Origin of the sequence: Xanthomarina sp. F2636L (genome assembly GCF_026410195.1) — a bacterium.
GTDB lineage: Bacteria > Bacteroidota > Bacteroidia > Flavobacteriales > Flavobacteriaceae > Xanthomarina.
The window spans coordinates 1-218 of the sequence record NZ_JAPMLM010000033.1 but is presented as its reverse complement, the minus strand read 5'-3'; the positions used below and the strand labels follow the sequence as shown (position 1 = coordinate 218).

At 45.9% G+C, this 218-nt stretch carries 1 protein-coding gene; it reads left to right on the top strand.

Features of this window, described 5'->3' with window-relative positions; translation table 11 throughout:
* Positions 1-218 (top strand): HYR domain-containing protein (locus tag OS191_RS00150; RefSeq protein ID WP_267153684.1); only part of this gene is annotated, 218 nt, incomplete at both ends.

The window sequence follows — 218 nt, the reverse complement described above, 5'->3', positions numbered from 1 at the left end:
ATTACGGATGCAGCTGGATTAACAAACTCTTGTTCATTCGACGTGACTGTTAATGATGCAGAAGCACCAACCATATCCTGTCCTGCTGATATTACGGTAAGTAATGATGCTGGTCAATGTGATGCGGTTGTAACTTGGACGGCGCCTACTGGTGCTGACAACTGTGCTGGATTTAATGTTACTAGCTCGCACAATCCTGGAGATACCTTCCCGATTGG